The sequence below is a fragment of the Nocardioides bizhenqiangii genome (assembly GCF_034661235.1).
GTDB lineage: Bacteria > Actinomycetota > Actinomycetes > Propionibacteriales > Nocardioidaceae > Nocardioides > Nocardioides bizhenqiangii.
Genome location: NZ_CP141059.1, coordinates 3711288 through 3726723, shown reverse-complemented (window position 1 = coordinate 3726723; position 15436 = coordinate 3711288). Strand labels below are relative to the sequence as shown.

The following is a 15436-nucleotide window of genomic DNA, read 5'->3' as shown; positions in this document are numbered from 1 at the left end:
CCCATGGGAGCTCGAGTCCACCCACAGCGCCCGACCGGTGACGCGCATCGGCCAAGTAGCGTTCCTGGAGGGCTTCCCCCGGGGCTTCTCCGAAGGCACCGCCAAGTACGGCGTCCTGCTCGACCACCTGAGGCCAGGGTTCTCGCAGTCCTTCCTCTACAACCAACCGGCCGCGGTCGGCGCCCCTGCGGGCGCGATGGGACCACCGCCCAAGCCGGTGCTGCAGGTGGTCAGCCGGCTGCACCCTGAGATGCGCAGGCGGCACAAGGCAGCGGCGGCGGCGATCGCGGGAAAGCTGTGGCGCCAGGACCTCGAGGAGTGGGACCGGGTCGACAAGCCGGCCGCCATCAAGGCACATCAGGCGATCCAGGCCGTGGACGTCGAAACGTTGACGGACCTGGAGCTGGCCGACCACGTCGACCTGTGCGCGCAGCACGTCATCGACCACGCCTACCTGCACCACAAGTACACGATGACCGCGTGCCTGCCGGTCGGCGACTTCCTCGCCGGCGCGATCGCCTGGACCGGCGCAGACGTCGGCGAGCTGATGGGTCTCCTCCGGGGCCGCTCGGCGATCTCGCGCGGCTTCGCCTCCGCGGAGCTGGATGCCGCGGCCAAGGCGCTGACCGCGTCCGAGTTCGCGCAGGACGTCCTGGCCGGTCCTGCGGCGGCGACCGACATTCTCGCCGCTCTCAGTGGCCACCCGGACGTCGGCGCCGAGGTGACGGCGTACCTCGACGCCGTCCGCTGGCGCAGCGTCGGGTACGACGTCGGCGACCAAGCGGCCGGGGAGCTGCCCGAGGTGCTGGTCGAGTCCCTGCGCAGCACCCTGGCGGGGAGCTGGACCTCGGCTCCGGACGACGACTCGGCGTTGACCGCCCTGCGGGAGCGGGTCCCGTCCGAGCACCGTGACGACTTCGACGACCGGCTCGCCGAGGTCAGGCGTACCTATCGGATCCGCGACGAGCGCGGGGTGTTCTCCGACGGCTGGGCGACCGGACTGGCGCGACGGGCGATGCTCGAGACAGGTCGGCGGCTCCTCACGACCGGCAAGCTCGAGGCCGCGGAGCACGCGGTCGAGCTCGACCCGTCGGAGGCCAGAGCGCTGCTGATCGGCAGCGGCGGTCCCTGCGCTGCCGAGGTTGCTGACCGGTTCGAGTGGCGCACTACGACGACGACCAGCGAGGCGCCCGAATTCCTGGGAGGAACACCGGCGCCTCCGCCGCCGGCCGAGTGGCTACCTGCGCCCGCCCGACGGACGGCCGTTGCGATCAACACGTTCCTCGGGACCCTCTTCGGCGTCCCCGACACACCCAACACCGCGACGGTGCTCACCGGTCTCTCGGTCAACGCCGGGGTCTACGAGGGCCCGGCCAGGCTGGTCGACAGCTCCGCGGACTTCGGCCGGATCAAGCAGGGCGACGTGCTGGTCACCCGGATGACCTCGCCCTACTTCAACGTGGTGCTCCCGATGCTCGGCGCGATCGTCACCGACCGCGGGGGACAGCTCTGCCACGCCGCGATCGTCGCCCGGGAGTACGGGATCCCCGGCATCGTCGGGACCCGCGACGCGACGAAGACGATCCCGGACGGTGCCCGGGTGCGGGTCGACGGCTCCACCGGCGAAGTGCGGCTGCTGGAGTGAGCCAAGAGCCGCGCACGCAGGCCCTGACCCCGTTGGACGGCGCGGCGGACGAGGGCGTCTTCGGCGGCAAGGCCGTACAGCTCGCCGCCGCTCTCCGTGCCGGCCTGCCGGTGCCGGGCGGGTTCGCGCTCGGCTGGGACGTCGCGCGGGCGGTGAGGGCCGGTGAGCTCGATCTCGACCCGTTGCTGGTCGGTCTGGCGCCCGGGCCGTGGGCGGTCCGCTCGAGCGCGATCGGTGAGGACTCCGCCGGCGCCTCGTTCGCGGGCACGCACCTGAGCGTGCTCGGCGTGGTGGGCGCGGCTGCCGTCGGCGATGCCGTGCGCCGCGTGCACGACTCGGCGCACGACCCGGCGGCCATCGCCTACCGGGAGCAGCACGGTCTCGACCCGGCGCCCCGGATGGCGGTCGTCCTCCAGGAGATGGTCGCCTCCGACGTCGCAGGAGTGCTGTTCACCCGGCACCCGGTCACGGGAGCGCGGGAGCGGTTGATCGAGGCGAGCTGGGGCCTCGGCGAGGTCGTGGTCAGCGGCCAGGTGACGCCGGACCAGTACCGCCTGTCGCCTGACGGCCTCCTTCTGGAGTGCTCCACCGGCGAGAAGGACATCGCGTTGCGGCTCGGGCCTGACGGTCGGGTCGCGGAGCAGGTGGTGGCCCCCCACCTCGTCGGAGCCCGGTGCCTGGACGATGCCAGGCTGGAGGCGCTGCACCGCCTCGCGTCGGCATGCGACGGGGTGTTCGGCGTGGAAGACCACGACATCGAGTTCGCGTTCGCCGGGGAGCGCCTCTTCCTGCTGCAACGACGCCCGATCACGCATGGCTGATCCGGCGCGGTCGGCCTCCTCGACCGCATCCCGCGGGCTGGCCGGTGCACTGCTGGCGGCCTCGCTGATGCCGCTGAACTCGACGATGATCGCGGTCGCGGTCCCTTCGATCGCTCGAACGGTCGACCACGACCCGGCTGACGTGACGCAGGCCCTGGTCGCGACGTACCTGATCGCAGCGATCGCCCTGCAGGGTCCGGGAGGGAAGCTCGGTGATCGGCTCGGCCATTGGCGGGTCTGCACCCTCGGTCAGCTCGTCATCGGTCTCGGAGCCGTGGTGGGCTTCGTCGCCCCCAACCTGCCGGTCCTTGCCGGCTCCCGGCTGCTGATGGCGACCGGCGGCGCCCTCGCGGTGCCGGCCACGGTCGCGCTGCTGCGGATCGAGCTGTCACCCGAGCGAAGGGGACGGGCGTTCGGGATGTTCGGGGCGATCATGGCGTCCGCGGCCGCTCTCGGACCGATCATCGGCGGGATCCTGGTCGACGCGTTCGGCTGGGAGGCGGTCTTCGTCGCGAACCTGCCGGTCCTGGTGGTCGCGGCGCTCCTGATGGCTGGCGTCGACCGCGGCCGCGACGCCCGGCCTGCCGCCGCGTTCGACTGGCCGGGGTCGCTGCTGCTCACCGGGGCTCTGGCGTTGCTGGTCGTCGGCGCCCAACGCACCGATCGGATCGCCGCGTGGCTCGTCGCCGGAGGACTGTTGGTGCTGCTTGCGTTCGTCGCGCGGGAGCGGCGCGCACCCGACCCCGTGATCGCGTTCGAGATCTTCCGTGCGCGCGCGTTCACGGCCGGCACCCTGCTCATCTGCCTGCAGAACCTCGTCATGTATGCGCTCCTCTTCGAGCTCCCCCTCGTGCTCGTGCGGCTGTTCGACGTCAGCGCCGGCGAGACCGGCCGGCTGCTGATCTTCCTGATGGTCGCCATGGTGCTGATGTCGCTGGTCGCCGGGCGGCTGACCGAGCACCTCGGCCCGCGCACTCTGGCGGTGGCCGGCTCGCTGGTCTGCCTCGGCGGGATGGTGATCCTGCTGACCGGAGATCTCGACGCCGCCGGTGAGGTGCGGCTGCCGTTGACCCTGCTCGGCATCGGGCTCGGTCTGTGCGGGCCGGCCGCACAGTCGGCGTCGCTGTCGGCGATCGCCCGGGACCAGAGCGGGATGGCGGCCGGGGTCAGCTCGACGATGCGCTACCTGGGGGGTGTGACCGGCATCGCCCTGCTCGGGCGCCTCCTCGACGTGCAGGGCAGTGATGCCGCCGTGCACACCTCCCACCACACGGTCACGGCTGTGTTCACCGGCGTCCTGATCGTGGGGCTCGGCTGCGCGGCTCTGCTTCCCGGACGTCGAGTGACGACGACCGAGGAGCGGGCCCGCACAGAAGCTTGAGGTCGACCGACGTAGGTTCGGCTCTGACCCGAGGAAGCCTTGTCGTCATCGATCCTGCCGAGGAGCAGCCCTTGTCGAGCATCGTGGAGCACAGCGTCGAGATCGCGGCGCCGGTGGAAGAGGTCTTCGCCTATGTCGACGACTACACCTTGACCAAGGACTGGATGTACGGGCTTCACGAGATCGAGCCGGTGAGCGACCAGACCCACGGCGTCGGGGCGACGTACGACGGCGTCATGAAGCTCGGTGTCTCTCTCAAGTCGCGGATCCAGTGCACGGGCTGGGAGCGTGACCGGCTGATCGAGATCTCCTCGATCAAGGGCATCAAGAACACCCAGCGCTGGACCTTCACCGACCTCGGCGACGGTCGCACCCGCGTCGATGCCTGGATCAGCTACACGCTGCCGGGCGGCCCGGCCGGTCGGGCGATCGCGTCAGCGGTGAAGCCGATCATCGGCGTGGCGGTGAAGAGCACCAGCGAGTCGCTGGTCCGCAACGTCGAGGCCCGCTGAGGCCGGGGACGTGCCGTGACCGGGACCAAGCTCGTGATGGGGGCCAGCGGCTTCCTCGGGTCGCACGTGACCCGGAAGCTGGTCGACCGCGGCGACGACGTGCGGGTGTGGATCAGGGAGTCCAGCTCGACGGTGGCGTTCGACGACCTCCAGGTCGAGCGGCGGTACGGCGACCTCGGCGACCAGGTCGCGCTCCGAGAGGCGATGCGGGGAGCCGAGACCGTCTTCTACTGCATCGTCGACACCCGGGCGTGGCTCCGCGACCCCACGCCGCTCTTCGCGACCAACGTGGAAGCGTTGCGCGGCGTTCTCGACGTCGCGGTTGAAGTCGGGGTGCCGAAGTTCGTGTTCTGCAGCACCGTCGGCACGATCGGGATCGCCGAGGACGGGCCGGCCCACGAGGAGCTGCCGCACAACTGGCGCCACCTCGGTGGGCCCTACATCGAGTCCCGGCTCCAGGCCGAGGAGCTGGTCCTGGCCTGCCAGCGCGACCGCGGGCTGCCGGCCGTCGTGCTCAACGTCGGCACCACGTACGGCCCCCGCGACCACGTGCCGACCCCGCACGGCAAGCTCGTCCGGGCGGCCGCGCGCGGCAAGATGCCGGCCTACGTCCGCGGGGCCTCGATGGAGGTCGTCGGTGTCGAGGACGCGGCGACCGCGTTCCTCCTGGCCGAGGAGACGGGCAGGATCGGCGAGCGCTACATCGTCTCGGAGTCCTACCTGCCCATCAAGGAGCTCTTCGCCATCGCCGCCGACGAGGGAGGCGTGAGGCCGCCACGCATCGGCATCCCGATGCCGGTGATGAGGGTGATCGGCGCGGTCGGCGGCGCCGTCTCGAGGTTGCGCGGGACGGACTCGGTCGTCACCCCGACCAGCGTCCGGTTGATGCACATCCAGTCGGCGCTCGAGCACTCCAAGGCCACCCGCGAGCTCGGCTGGGTGCCGGCACCGACGGAGCAGGCGATCCGCGCGGGCGTGCGCTGGTTCCTCGACGAGGACCGGGGTACGTCCGCCTAGCCCTGGGTGCTCGAGGTCACTCGGGCTCGGCCATCGCGAGGGCCTGCTCGACGGTGATGTCGATGGAGTGCACCTCCCGGGCGTGGGTCTGAGCCGCCTGGGCGAGCTCGTCGTCGTCGGCTCCGCGCACCACGAAGCCGCAGTCGCACTTGATCACCTTGGTCATCTCGGAACTCCCATTCTGGGTGGAGGACTGGGACGATAATCCGGGGAGGTTGGCGGAAGGTTGGGCCTCGTGACGGTGCGCATCTACCTCACGTCCCGGGTGCGGGTCGAGAACGGCGACCTGCTCCTCGACGAGAGCGCCCTGCCGGGCCGACAGGGCCGGTTGGTGCTGGCCTATCTCGTGGCCGAACGCACCAGACCCGTCTCCCGCGACGAGCTCGGCCTGGAGCTGTGGGGCGACGAGGTGCCGGACGCCTGGGAGAAGGGGCTGATGGCCATCATCAGCAAGCTGCGGGCGGCCCTGAGGTCTGTCGGCCTCCCGGGGGACACGCTGCAGACGGCGTTCGGCTGCTACCAGATGATGCTGCCGCACGACACCTGGGTCGACATCGAGGATGCGGCGACCGCCGTGCACGCCGCAGAGGTCGCGATCGCGGCCGACCGGCCGCTCGACGGCTATGGCTGGGCCTACGTCGCCTACCACATCGGCCGCCGGCCGTTCCTTCTCGGCGAGGACGGGCCCTGGGCCTCGCGCCGCCGCGCCGCACTGCGGGAGGTGTACCTCCGCGCCCTTGAGTGCGCCATCGTCTGCGATGCCGCCAACGGCGACCTCGCCGAGGCGATCCAGGCCGCCGAGGACCTGATCGCATTGGAGCCGGTCCGCGAGTCGGCGTACCAACGCCTGATGTGCGCGCTCGCCGAAACCGGCAACCGGGCAGAGGCGATCAAGGTCTACGAACGGTGCCGTCGGGTGCTCGACGAGGAGCTGGGCGTTCCGCCCTCCGCCCAGACCCGCGCCGTCTACGAGTCGTTGATCCTGGGATGACACCTGCTGCCAACCTCGGGCCAACCTCGGCCGTGCATCGTCCTCGCGGACGGACCGCCGCCGGGGCGGGCCGGAGGATTGGAGCATGCGATGCGATCACACCGTGACGAGACGACCGAGGGCCTCGAGTGGGGGGACCTCCTCATCGAGTTCGAGACCTTCCCCGCCGGACTCGACACCGCTCCACTGCTGCGCGGCCTGCCGGGCGACGCGTGCCCGTGCCCGCACTGGGGATACGTCTTCAGCGGCAGCTTCGTCGTCAGATACGACGACCGTGAGGAGATCATCTCCGCCGGCGACGCGTTCTACCTGGAGCCCGGGCACGTCCCGGTCTTCCTGGAGGAGACCGAGATGTTCGAGGCCAGCCCCGCCCAGGAGCTGCGGGCCGTGATGGAGATCGTCACGAAGAACGCCTCGGAGCTGGAAGACGTGACGTGGCGCTGACTACCCGCCAGGCGTCGGCGCTGCCGCTCGCCGGAACAGCAGCCCGGAGACCGCGAACCCCGTAGCGAAGATCGCGTTGAGCCCGAGCAGCTCGGCGACGGACGTCGCGGGCCGCTCGTGCACGCCGCCGATCAGGGCGAGCACCGTGACACCGACGATCGCCACCGCGGTCGCGAGCGTGGTGTCGGCCAGGCTGCCCGGACGGAGGCGGGAGACGACGACGCCACCGAGCGTGGACATCAGGACCCCGGCGTACGCCAGGTCGCCGCGGTAGCCGGACTCGGCCATCACGCCTACGGCGGCCAGGAGCCAGATCAGGAAGAGCACGGTGCCGAGGCCGACCGCGAGGCCGAGCCGGTAGGCGCTGCTGCCGCTGAAGAGGGGCTTCTCGTGGATCGCTACCGTCATGACTCGACGGTAGGACACCGGACGGTCGGGACCGGTGGCCGATCTGTGGAGGTTTGGTGCAGATGTGCAGACCGGCCGGCCGTCGTAGAGCCGTAGGCTCGGGGCATGGCCGATCAGCTGACCGTCATCGTCCTTGCCGCAGGTGGCGGCACCCGGATGAAGTCGAAGACGATGAAGGTGCTGCACCCCATCGGCGGCCGCAGCATGATCGGGCACGTCCTGGCCGCCGTCAGCGGCGTCGAGCCGACCCGGGTCTGCGCGGTCGTCGGTCACCAGCGGGAGCAGGTGGCCCCCCACATCCACGAGTGCATGCCGGAGGCGGTGCTCGCGGTCCAGGACGAGCAGCTCGGCACCGGTCACGCCGTCCGGGTGGCTCTCGACGCTCTCGACGAGCAGCAGGTCACACCCGTGGGCGGCACCGTCCTCATCGCGTACGGCGACACGCCTCTGCTCGAGGGGCGCACACTGCGCTGGTTCGCCGCCGAGCACGAGGCCGCGCAGGCGGCCGTCAGCATCCTCTCGGGCGTCGTCGACCAGCCGAAGGGGTACGGCCGCATCGTCCGCGACGACGAGGGCGACGTGCTCGCGATCGTCGAGGAGAAGGACGCGACCGACGAGCAGCGCGCGATCCGGGAGATCAACTCCGGGATCCTCGCCTTCGACTGCGACTTCCTGACCGACGCGATCGGCCGGATCGGCAACGACAACGCCAAGGGCGAGTACTACCTGACCGACACCGTCCAGCTCGCCCGCGCCGCCGGCCTGACCGTGACGGCGTTCCCGGTCGAGGACGTGTGGCAGACCGAGGGCGCCAACGACCGGGCCCAGCTCGCCGCGCTCGGTCGTGAGCTCAACCGCAGGATCGTCACCCGTTGGATGGAGAACGGGGTGACGGTCATGGATCCCGAGACCACCTGGATCGACGCCGACGTGGTGCTGGCCGAGGACGTGACCATCCTGCCCGGCACGCAGCTGCTCGGCGAGACCATCGTCGGCGAGGACGCGGTGATCGGCCCGGACACCACGCTCGACGACTGCGAGGTCGGGGTGGGTGCGCGCGTCGTACGGACCCATGGCCAGATGGCGGTCATCGGCGCCGGCGCCACCGTCGGGCCGTTCTCCTACCTCCGGCCCGGCACCATCCTCGGCGCCCGCGGCAAGATCGGCGCGTTCGTGGAGACCAAGAACGCCCAGATCGGCGACGGGGCGAAGGTCCCGCATCTCTCGTACGTCGGCGACGCCGAGATCGGAGAGGGCACCAACATCGGTGCCGGCACCATCTTCGCAAACTACGACGGGGTCAAGAAGCACCGCACGAAGGTCGGGAAGCACGCGCGCACGTCGTCGAACAACACGTTCGTCGCCCCGGTCACGATCGGTGACGGCGCGGCGACCGGCGCCGGCACCGTCGTCCGGCGGGACGTGCCGCCCGGCGCACTCGCCGTCAGCATGGGGCAGCAGCGGAACCTGCCAGGATGGGCGCAGACCAAGCGGGCCGGCACCCCTCAGGCGGCCGCGGCCGAGGCCGCCGAGTCCCTACCGAGCGAGTCCGACGACTAGACCGCTTCCCGCTGCTCGCGACACGAATTGTCCCAAAACACGTGGGAACTTGGGACTGGCCTTCGCGAGGGGGCAGAATCAGCAGTAACCCCCCGCCGGCGACCACAGGAGTCTCGCGTGCCCGGAATCCAGCGGACCACTGAGAAGAACCTCATGGTCTTCAGCGGCCGGGCTCACCCGGAGCTGGCGGAAGAGGTGGCCGAGATCCTCGGCATCTCCCTCGTGCCGACGCAGGCCTTCGAGTTCGCCAACGGCGAGATCTACGTGCGCTTCGAGGAGAGCGTCCGCGGCTGCGACGCCTTCGTGATCCAGAGCCACACGGCTCCGATCAACGAGTGGATCATGGAGCAGCTGATCATGGTCGACGCCCTCAAGCGCGCCTCGGCCAAGCGGATCACCGTCGTCATGCCATTCTGGGGCTACAGCCGCCAGGACAAGAAGCACCGGGGCCGCGAGCCGATCTCGGCGCGGCTGATGGCCGACATGTTCAAGACCGCGGGCGCCGACCGGATCATCACCGTCGACCTCCACGCCGACCAGCTCCAGGGGTTCTTCAACGGACCGGTCGACCACCTGATGGCACTTCCGATCCTCACCGACTACATCAAGTCGAAGTACGGCGGACAGCCGATCGCCGTGGTCTCGCCGGACGCCGGCCGGATCAAGGTCGCCGAGCGGTGGTCCGCCCGGCTCGGCGGCGTACCGCTGGCGTTCATCCACAAGACCCGCCGTGCGGACCGGCCGAACGAGACGGTCGCCAACCGCGTCGTCGGTGACGTCTCCGGCCGGATCTGCGTGCTGACCGACGACATGATCGACACCGGTGGCACGATCGTGCAGGCGGCCGAAGCACTGACCGCCGCGGGCGCGTCCGGCGTGATCATCGCCGCGACCCACGCGATCCTGTCCGACCCCGCCGTCGACCGGCTGAAGAACAGCACCGCCCTCGAGATCGTGGTGACCAGCACGCTGCCGGTCGGCTCGGAGAAGCAGTTCGACAAGCTCACCATCCTGTCGATCGCACCGATGCTCGCCCGTGCGATCCGCGAGGTGTTCGAGGACGGCTCGGTCACCTCCATGTTCGACGGCCACGCCTGATCCGCTCAGTGTGTAGCGCGTTAATGAGCGGCGTCCGACGGCACTGATCACCTAGCCTCGCAAGGTGACTGCCGTCGAGGCTCGGGACCTCCGCCGTACCTTCCTCACCCGCACGGGCGTGCTCCGTCGGACGGCGAAGGAGGTCGAGGCGGTCCGCGGGGTGAGCTTCGAGATCGAGCGCGGCGAGCTGTTCGGCCTGCTCGGCCCCAACGGCGCCGGCAAGACGACCACGATCAAGATGCTGATCACGCTCCTCCTGCCGACGTCGGGGACGGCACGGGTGCTCGGTCACGACGTGGTCGACGACGTCCGCGAGGTGCGCCGTCGGATCGGCTACGTCTTCGGCGGGGACCGCGGGCTCTACGAGCGGCTGTCGGCGCTCGACAACCTGCGCTACTTCTCCGAGCTCTACGGCGTCCCACCGCGCGAGCAGCGAGCGAGGATCGGCGAGCTGCTCGAGATGGTCGGGCTCACCGGCCGGGAGCGCGAGCGGGTGGAGGGCTTCTCCCGCGGCATGCGGCAGCGGCTCCACATCGCGCGGGGGCTCCTCCACGACCCGGAGGTGCTGTTCCTCGACGAGCCTTCGATCGGCATCGACCCGGTCGGCGCCCGCGAGCTGCGCGCGACGATCGCGTCGCTGATCGACGTCGGCAAGACCGTGCTGCTCACGACGCACTACATGTTCGAGGCCGACGAGCTGTGCGACCGGATCGCGGTGATCCGCGCCGGTGAGATCGTCGCCGAGGGGACTCCCGCGCACCTCAAGGGGTTGGTCTCCGTCGGCAGCGTCGTCGAGATCGAGACGTACGGCGTCGCGGATGCCGCGGTCACCGACATCGGCGCGATCGCCGGCGTGAAGTCGGTCGCCGTCGAGGAGCGCGGCCAGATGCAGGTCCTGATCGTCCGTTGCGACGCCGGCGCCCAGGTCACCCAGGCTGCGCTGGCGGGGCTCGACGGCGTCCGCGTCGGGCGGGTCGGCACCCGCGAACCGACGCTCGAGGACGCGTACGTCGAGCTGGTGAGCCGGACATGAGCCAGGTGCTCCGTCAGCAACTCGTGTGCTACCGGCTCCAGCTCAAGGTGATCTCGACGTCCTGGTTCGACGGGGCGCTCGCCGTGTTCTTCCCGCTGATGTTCGCGACGGCGACGCTGTTGGTCTACCAGCAGCAGGGCGACCCGGAGGCGATGCAGTTCGCGGGGCTCGGCGCGGCCGTGATGGGCATGTGGACCTGTCAGGGAGTGATCGCGTCGTCGCTGCTCGCCCGCGAGCGGTGGGCGGGCACGCTCGAGCTCGTCGTCGCGGCGCCGACCCCGCTGGGGCGGGTCCTCGTGCCGACCACGCTGGCGCTGTCGACGATCGGCCTCTACACCGTGGTCGCCACGATCCTGTGGGAGCGCTGGGTCTTCGGCCTCGAGCTCAGGATCGAGAGCTGGCCGCTCTTCGTGATCAGCGTGCTCGCGTCCGCGCTCACGCTCGCGCAGTTCGGCTTCTTCCTCGCGGTCACCGCGGTCCGCTACCGCTCGTCATGGTCGCTCGGCGCCGCGCTCGAGTACCCGGGCTGGCTGCTCTGCGGGTTCGTGATTCCGGTGTCGGCGCTCCCGGACTGGCTGCACCCGCTGTCCTGGTCGATCCCGACCACCTGGGCGATGGAGGCGGTCCGGTCGTCCGCCGCGGGCGTGAGCCCGTGGCGCGAGATCCTGATCTGCCTGGCCATCGGCACGGTGTACGCCGTGGTCGCGTCGTACCTCGGCCGGCAGCTGGTCGACTCCGCCCGCCGCCACGCGACCCTGGCGCTGACGTGAGGCGGCGGACATGACCACGCTGCGGATCCTCTTCATCGGCGGGCTGATGAGCTATCGCGCCATGTTCAACTGGCTCAGCCCCTGGATCCTGGTCCCGTCGTTGATCGTCTCCCCGATCTGCCAGATCCTGCTGTTCGCCTACATCGGCCGCAGCGCGGGGGTCGGCAGCGACGAGTTCTACGTGATCGGGAACGCGCTCAACTACGCGGTGATCCCGTGCCTGTTCGCGATGAGCGCGACGATCGAGGGAGAGCGCGAGGGCCGCACCCTCAGCGTCGTCCTCACGACCCCGGCGGCACGGATACCGCTGTTCCTGGGCCGGGCCGTCCCCGTCATCGTGAACGGTTGGGCGGTCGCCCTGGTCGGCGTCCTGTTCGGTCTGTTGGTGCTCGACGTGCACATCCCGGCCGGCGCGTGGCCGTCCCTCCTGCTCGTGATCGCGGTCTCGTCGGCCGCCTGCACCGGTCTCGGTCTGGCCATGGGGGCCGTGGCGCTGCGCGTGCGCGAGAGCGCGGTGCTCGGCAACGTCCTGTTCTGCCTGCTCCTGGTGTTCTCCGGGAGCAACATCGCGGTCGACGACCTGCCGTCGTGGATGGCGGCGGTCTCGCCGTGGCTGCCGCTGACGCACGCGATCGAGGCCGCTCGAGACATCGCGAACGGCGCTGCGCTGGGTGACGTCGCCGGACTCGTCGGACGGGAGATCGCGGTGGGAGCCATGTACGCGACCCTCGGCCTGCTGCTCCTCCGGTGGCTCGAGCAGCAGAGCAGGGCGCACGCGACCCTCGAGCGGGTCTGACGCGACGACTGTCACCGACCCCTACCGCGCCGGTACGCCCTGCGGATTTCGCCTGTGGTCGCCGCGCTGGGTAGCATTCCCAGGTTGCCTCGGCGAGGGAGCACCCGCTTCTGTGACTCCGTGATCGACTGGGCCGGCTCGTTCTTACGACGCCGCGCACCCATCCGGTCACCGGGTGAGGGAAGCGCGGCGCTCTTGGTTTTTCGAGGCCCGACACCAGCCACGAGGAGAACCCCGGAATGAGCGACAAGATCACCGCAGAGCTGCGCACCGAGTTCGGCAAGGGCGCGGCACGCCGCATCCGCCGTGAGGACAAGGTCCCCGCCGTCATGTACGGCCACGGCAACGACACCGTCCACCTCACCCTCCCGGGCCACGACACGATGATGGCGATCAAGCACGGTGGCGCCAACGCGCTCCTCGAGCTCGACATCAACGGCGAGACCCAGCTGGCGCTGACCAAGCAGGTGCAGGTCGACCCGGTCCGCCGCGTGCTCGAGCACGTCGACTTCGTCGCGGTCCGCCGCGGCGAGAAGGTCACCGTCGACGTCCCGATCGTCGTCGTGGGCGAGGCCGTCCGCGAGACGCTGGTCGTCACCGAGAACTCGACCGTCCAGGTCGAGGCCGAGGCCACCCACATCCCCGAGTCCTTCGAGGTCGACATCGAGGGCGCCGAGGCCGGCACGCAGTTCCTGGCCGGTTCGCTCACGCTGCCGTCCGGGACCACCCTGCTCACGGACCCCGAGACCCTGGTGGTCAACGTGACCGCCGCCCAGACCGAGGCGCAGCTCGAGGCCGATCTCGAGGAGGCCGAGGCCGAGGCCGGCATCGAGCGCGACGAGCCCGACGCCGACGAGGGCGAGTCGGCCGAGGGTGGCGAGTCCGCCGAGGGTGGCGACGAGGAGTGACCCTCACTCGGCTCAGGTGGTTCCTGGGCCGACTGATCTCCCCGGCACGCAGCGCCGCGCCGGGGAGCTCCCGCCCCTCTGACAGTGGTACGACGACCGGCGCCGACGCCGCGGAGGAAACGATGAGCGACGCCGACGGGTCCGGCTTGTGGCTCGTCGTCGGGCTCGGCAACCCGGGTCCGTCGTACTCGGGCCACCGGCACAACATCGGCTACCACGTCGTCGAGGAGCTGGCGAGCCGGATGGGGAGCGGCTTCCGCGCCCACAAGTCCGGTCGCGCCGACGTCGTCGAGGGCCGCCTGGGAGCGCCGGGCACACCGGGGCCGCGCGTGGTGCTCGCCAAGGCGCGGTGCTACATGAACGAGTCCGGCGGGGCGATCAAGGCGCTGACGACCTTCTACAAGGTCCCGCCCGCCCGGGTCATCGCGATCCACGACGAGCTCGACCTCCCGTTCGGCACCATGCGGGTCAAGCTCGGCGGCGGCGACAACGGCCACAACGGGCTCAAGTCCCTCCGCTCGTCGTTCGGCACCGGTGACTTCAACCGCGTCCGGATCGGCATCGGCCGTCCGCCGGGCCGGCAGCAGGTCGCCGACTGGGTGCTGACCAACTACTCCTCCGCCGAGCGCAAGGACGTGCCGTTCCAGGTCGACGCCGCGGCCGACGCGGTCGAGACGTTGATCAGCGAGGGTCTCGAGCGGACCCAGCAACGATTCAATTCCTGACCGGCCACTACCCTGACCCGGTGACTTTCGACGCCGGTACTCCTGCTCCCGAGGTCGTCGCAGACGACCACCTGCTCGCTGCCTGGTTGGCCGAGGCGGCCGGCCGCCGGCTGCTCGAGGTGCGGAGCGAGGGGCTGGAGGGCAAGGAGCTCAAGGACGCCGGCGACCGCGCCGCCCACGACCTGCTGATGAGCCTGCTGGCGACCTACCGGCCGGGCGACGCGGTGCTGTCGGAGGAGGCGCTCGAGAGCACGTCCGACAAGGACGCCCGGCTCAGTGCGCCGAAGGTCTGGATCGTCGACCCGCTCGACGGCACCCGCGAGTTCAGCGAGCCGCCGCGCGACGACTGGGCCGTGCACGTGGCGGTCTGGGAGGGCGGCACCCTGACGGCCGGGGCGGTCGCCCAGCCCGAGCTCGGCGAGACCTTCAACACCGGCACCCCGCCCGTCGTACCCCCGCGTACGTCGGACAAGCCTCGGATCGCGGTCAGCCGCAGCCGTCCGCCGGCCTTCGTCTCGGCGCTCGCAGAGAAGCTCGACGCCGAGCTGGTGCCGATGGGCTCGGCCGGCGTCAAGATGATGTCGGTCGTGCGGGACGTCGCGGACGCCTACGTCCACGCGGGCGGCCAGTACGAGTGGGACTCCGCGGCGCCGGTCGCGGTGGCCCGCGCCGCCGGCCTCTTCACCAGCCGGGTCGACGGCAGCGAGCTCGTCTACAACCAGGACGACGTCTACCTGCCCGACGTGATCGTCTGCCGCCCGGAGCTGGCCGACGACATCCTCGCGTTCATCGCCGAGCACGGCACCGAGTAACGGCGGAAACCCGGTTGAGGGTGACGGAGCCGCACGCGAGAGTGGCCCGGTGACGTCGTACATCTCGCACACCACGGTCGACTGCCGGAACGCCTACGAGCTCTCGGAGTGGTGGAAGCCGGTCCTCGGCTACACCGACATCCCTGACGACCCCAACGAGCCGGGTCACGAGGAGTGCATGATCACCGACCCAGACACGGGTCACACCGTCCTCTTCATCGAGACGCCGGACGCGAAGACGGTCAAGAACCGCATCCACTTCGACCTGCGGCCGCGCAAGGGCAGCCGTGACGAGGAGCTCGACCGGCTGCTCGGGCACGGCGCGACCCAGGTCGCCGATCTCCGCGGCACGTGGGGACCGGGCACCGGGTGGGTGGTCCTCGCCGACCCGGAGGGCAACGAGTTCTGCATCCTCCGCTCCGAGACGGAGATGTCTGAGGCGAATCAGCAGTAGTCGCCCTCCGCGAGGCGTCGCGTGGGCCGCCGGATAAGGAGACGCGCCCTAGCCCGACGGG

18 protein-coding genes are annotated in these 15436 nt (G+C 70.6%); 16 read left to right on the top strand and 2 right to left on the bottom strand.

Annotated features, from left to right (window positions below; translation table 11 throughout):
* Positions 1 to 37 precede the first annotated feature (37 nt).
* The 5 genes from SHK19_RS18115 (at position 38) to SHK19_RS18095 (ending at position 5376) form a co-directional block, all read left to right on the top strand.
* Positions 38 to 1645, top strand: a complete 1608-nt coding sequence (locus SHK19_RS18115) for a PEP-utilizing enzyme (protein ID WP_322937068.1) — start codon at positions 38 to 40, stop codon at positions 1643 to 1645.
* Entirely contained in the window at positions 1642 to 2466 is an 825-nt protein-coding gene (locus tag SHK19_RS18110; protein WP_322937067.1) for a PEP/pyruvate-binding domain-containing protein, read from the top strand. Before SHK19_RS18115 ends, SHK19_RS18110 begins: the two co-directional genes overlap by 4 nt.
* Positions 2459 to 3847 carry an MFS transporter gene (locus SHK19_RS18105; RefSeq protein WP_322937066.1) on the top strand — a complete coding sequence of 463 codons (1389 nt, stop codon included), beginning with the start codon at positions 2459 to 2461 and terminating at the stop codon, positions 3845 to 3847. Before SHK19_RS18110 ends, SHK19_RS18105 begins: the two co-directional genes overlap by 8 nt.
* 71 nt (positions 3848 to 3918) lie before the next feature.
* Positions 3919 to 4359 (top strand): SRPBCC family protein, encoded by a 441-nt coding sequence (locus tag SHK19_RS18100; protein WP_322937065.1) that lies wholly within the window; start codon positions 3919 to 3921, stop codon positions 4357 to 4359.
* A 15-nt stretch (positions 4360 to 4374) separates the two neighbouring features.
* Entirely contained in the window at positions 4375 to 5376 is a 1002-nt protein-coding gene (locus tag SHK19_RS18095) for an NAD-dependent epimerase/dehydratase family protein (protein WP_322937064.1), read from the top strand.
* Positions 5377 to 5392: 16 nt separating this feature from the next.
* Here the strand turns inward: SHK19_RS18095 and SHK19_RS18090 are convergent, their stop codons facing one another.
* Complete coding sequence (locus SHK19_RS18090; protein WP_322456176.1) at positions 5393 to 5542, bottom strand: DUF1059 domain-containing protein; 150 nt, start codon at positions 5540 to 5542, stop codon at positions 5393 to 5395.
* A gap of 69 nt (positions 5543 to 5611) precedes the next feature.
* Between SHK19_RS18090 and SHK19_RS18085 the strand changes: the two genes are divergently transcribed.
* Both SHK19_RS18085 and SHK19_RS18080 read left to right on the top strand, forming a co-directional pair.
* Positions 5612 to 6367: an AfsR/SARP family transcriptional regulator gene (locus SHK19_RS18085; RefSeq protein ID WP_322937063.1), complete on the top strand. Its 756-nt coding sequence runs from the start codon at positions 5612 to 5614 to the stop codon at positions 6365 to 6367.
* 90 nt (positions 6368 to 6457) lie between these two features.
* On the top strand, positions 6458 to 6811 hold the full coding sequence (locus SHK19_RS18080) for a cupin domain-containing protein (RefSeq protein ID WP_322937062.1): 354 nt from the start codon (positions 6458 to 6460) through the stop codon (positions 6809 to 6811).
* Here the strand turns inward: SHK19_RS18080 and SHK19_RS18075 are convergent, their stop codons facing one another.
* Positions 6812 to 7219 carry a hypothetical protein gene (locus SHK19_RS18075; RefSeq protein ID WP_322937061.1) on the bottom strand — a complete coding sequence of 136 codons (408 nt, stop codon included), beginning with the start codon at positions 7217 to 7219 and terminating at the stop codon, positions 6812 to 6814.
* 105 nt (positions 7220 to 7324) lie between these two features.
* On the opposite strand from SHK19_RS18075, the gene glmU reads away from it, so the two are divergent.
* The 9 genes from glmU (at position 7325) to SHK19_RS18030 (ending at position 15375) form a co-directional block, all read left to right on the top strand.
* Positions 7325 to 8779 carry a bifunctional UDP-N-acetylglucosamine diphosphorylase/glucosamine-1-phosphate N-acetyltransferase GlmU gene (gene glmU, locus SHK19_RS18070; protein ID WP_322456180.1) on the top strand — a complete coding sequence of 485 codons (1455 nt, stop codon included), beginning with the start codon at positions 7325 to 7327 and terminating at the stop codon, positions 8777 to 8779.
* A gap of 117 nt (positions 8780 to 8896) precedes the next feature.
* Positions 8897 to 9877 carry a ribose-phosphate diphosphokinase gene (locus tag SHK19_RS18065; RefSeq protein WP_322456181.1) on the top strand — a complete coding sequence of 327 codons (981 nt, stop codon included), beginning with the start codon at positions 8897 to 8899 and terminating at the stop codon, positions 9875 to 9877.
* Between the two features lie 64 nt (positions 9878 to 9941).
* A complete protein-coding gene (locus SHK19_RS18060; protein ID WP_322456182.1) occupies positions 9942 to 10910 on the top strand; it encodes an ABC transporter ATP-binding protein in 969 nt (322 codons plus the stop codon).
* A complete protein-coding gene (locus SHK19_RS18055; protein WP_322456183.1) occupies positions 10907 to 11680 on the top strand; it encodes an ABC transporter permease in 774 nt (257 codons plus the stop codon). Before SHK19_RS18060 ends, SHK19_RS18055 begins: the two co-directional genes overlap by 4 nt.
* Before the next feature lie 10 nt (positions 11681 to 11690).
* Entirely contained in the window at positions 11691 to 12476 is a 786-nt protein-coding gene (locus tag SHK19_RS18050) for an ABC transporter permease (RefSeq protein WP_322456184.1), read from the top strand.
* Between the two features lie 239 nt (positions 12477 to 12715).
* Complete coding sequence (locus SHK19_RS18045) at positions 12716 to 13384, top strand: 50S ribosomal protein L25/general stress protein Ctc (protein ID WP_322456185.1); 669 nt, start codon at positions 12716 to 12718, stop codon at positions 13382 to 13384.
* Positions 13385 to 13506: 122 nt separating this feature from the next.
* Positions 13507 to 14109 (top strand): aminoacyl-tRNA hydrolase, encoded by a 603-nt coding sequence (gene pth / locus SHK19_RS18040; protein ID WP_322456186.1) that lies wholly within the window; start codon positions 13507 to 13509, stop codon positions 14107 to 14109.
* 20 nt (positions 14110 to 14129) lie between these two features.
* The gene (locus SHK19_RS18035) at positions 14130 to 14921 is read left to right on the top strand and encodes a 3'(2'),5'-bisphosphate nucleotidase CysQ (protein WP_322456187.1); all 792 of its coding nucleotides are present in this window, start codon (positions 14130 to 14132) and stop codon (positions 14919 to 14921) included.
* A 49-nt stretch (positions 14922 to 14970) separates the two neighbouring features.
* Positions 14971 to 15375, top strand: a complete 405-nt coding sequence (locus SHK19_RS18030) for a VOC family protein (protein WP_322937060.1) — start codon at positions 14971 to 14973, stop codon at positions 15373 to 15375.
* Positions 15376 to 15436 lie beyond the last annotated feature (61 nt).